The 1,748-nt window shown below is 73.6% G+C and carries 2 protein-coding genes; both read right to left on the bottom strand.

Annotated features, from left to right (window positions below):
* Window positions 1–475: hypothetical protein (locus ACXJKL_RS20455; protein WP_457208830.1), on the bottom strand; the 475-nt coding region annotated here is incomplete at its 3' end.
* Window positions 472–1,748: MtrAB system histidine kinase MtrB (gene mtrB, locus ACXJKL_RS20450; protein ID WP_457208829.1), on the bottom strand; the 1,277-nt coding region annotated here is incomplete at its 5' end. The genes ACXJKL_RS20455 and mtrB, both read right to left, overlap by 4 nt.

Here is a 1,748-nt window from a genome sequence, read left to right as displayed (position 1 = left end):
CGACCAGCGCGTCGGGGACCTCCGAGATGCGCCACTCGCCGTCCTCCGAGGTCAGCCCCACCCGCAGGGTCGCCTCCTCGCGCGAGCGCTGCCAGGCACCGCGGTCGTCGTACTCGTTGACGGTGGTCAGCGGGACCTCGACCGAGAGGTCGCCGCCCACCGGGTCACCGAGCTCCCCGTAGGTGACGATGGCATCGTCCGGGCGCCAGTCGCGCTGCGCGTCCTGGCTGAGGAACTGCCGGGCCACGTTGGTCGTGATCGGCCGGGCCTTCATCGCCTCCAGGAAGTGGGTGACGATCTCGGAGGTCGACTCCCCCCGCTGCGGGGGCTTGGGGTCGAAGTCGATGCCCGGCGGGGTCGCGGTCTCGCTCGACGCCTGCACCTGGGTCACCGGACCGTCGGTCGGCATCCGCACGCATGCCGACAGCCCGAGCACGACCGCCAGCACGCCGAGGAGGGCGACGGGCCGTCTCACGCCGACTCCAGGGCGTCGGTCGGGACCAGGGGGAGCGGGCTGTGCCGCAGCGGCTGCGAGAGCCGGCGCGGCAGCGTCAGCCGGAACTGGGCACCCTCGCCCAGACGGCCCCACGCCTGCAGCCAGCCGCCGTGCAGGTGGGTGTCCTCGAGGGAGATCGACAGGCCGAGACCGGTGCCCCCGCTGGTGCGGGCGCGGGCCGGGTCGGCGCGCCAGAAGCGGTTGAAGACCATCGCCGACTCCCCCGGCGCGAGGCCGACGCCGAGGTCGCGGACGGCGATCGCGGCCGAGTGGTCGTCCCCGGCCACCAGCAACCGGATGTCGCGCCCCTCGGCATGGTCGATGGCATTGGTCACGAGGTTGCGCACGATGCGCTCCACCCGACGGGGGTCGGCCTCGGCCAGGCAGGGGTGAGCGGGGGCTTCGACGACCACCCGGGTGTGCCGCTGCTCGGCCAGGGCGCGGGTCATCTCCACGACCCGGCGGGCCACGTCGACGAGGTCGACGTCCTCGGCCTCCAGCACTGCGGCACCGGCGTCGAACCGGCTGATCTCCAACAGGTCGGCGAGCAGGGTCTCGAAGCGGTCGATCTCGAGCTGGAGCAGCTCGGCGGCCCGCGCGGTCACGGGGTCGAAGCTGGCCCGGGCGTCGTGCAGCACGTCGCCGGCCATCCGCACCGTCGTGAGCGGCGTACGGAGCTCGTGGGAGACGTCGGAGACGAAGCGGCGCTGGAGCCGGCTCAGCTCCTCGAGCTGGCGGATCTGGCGCTGGAGGTTGGAGGCCATCTGGTTGAAGGAGGTCGCCAGCCGTGCCAGGTCGTCCTCCCCGCTCACCCGCAGGCGCTCCTGCAGCTGGCCGGCGGCCAGCCGCTCGGCCACCCGACGGGCCATCCGGACCGGGGTGACCACCTGGCGCGCGACCAGCCAGGCCAGGCCTGCGACGAGCAGGAGGAGGAGCACCCCCGCGGTGAGGAGCGCACGGATGACGAGCGCCATCGTCCCGCGCTCCTCGTCCAGCGAGTAGAGGTAGTAGAGCGTGTACGTGTGGTCGTCGGCGGGCAGCGTCACCTGGCTGCCCACCACGACGCCGGCCCCCTCGGGCAGCCCGGGGATGGCGCGGGTGGTCGAGATGTCGGTGTAGGTCCAGGCCGTCGCCGCGGGCCCCTCGAAGTGCCGCTGGAGCGACTCGGGGACGCTGGCGATGTCGAGGCCCTGGGTGAACTTCGCACCGCCGTTGGCGAGCCGGCTGCCGGGGCCGATCGCCGGGGACAGGA

This window comes from Nocardioides sp. P5_C9_2 (genome assembly GCF_054049555.1).
Note: the sequence above shows the minus strand (reverse complement) of the source record. Positions and strands in the feature narration are given on the sequence as shown.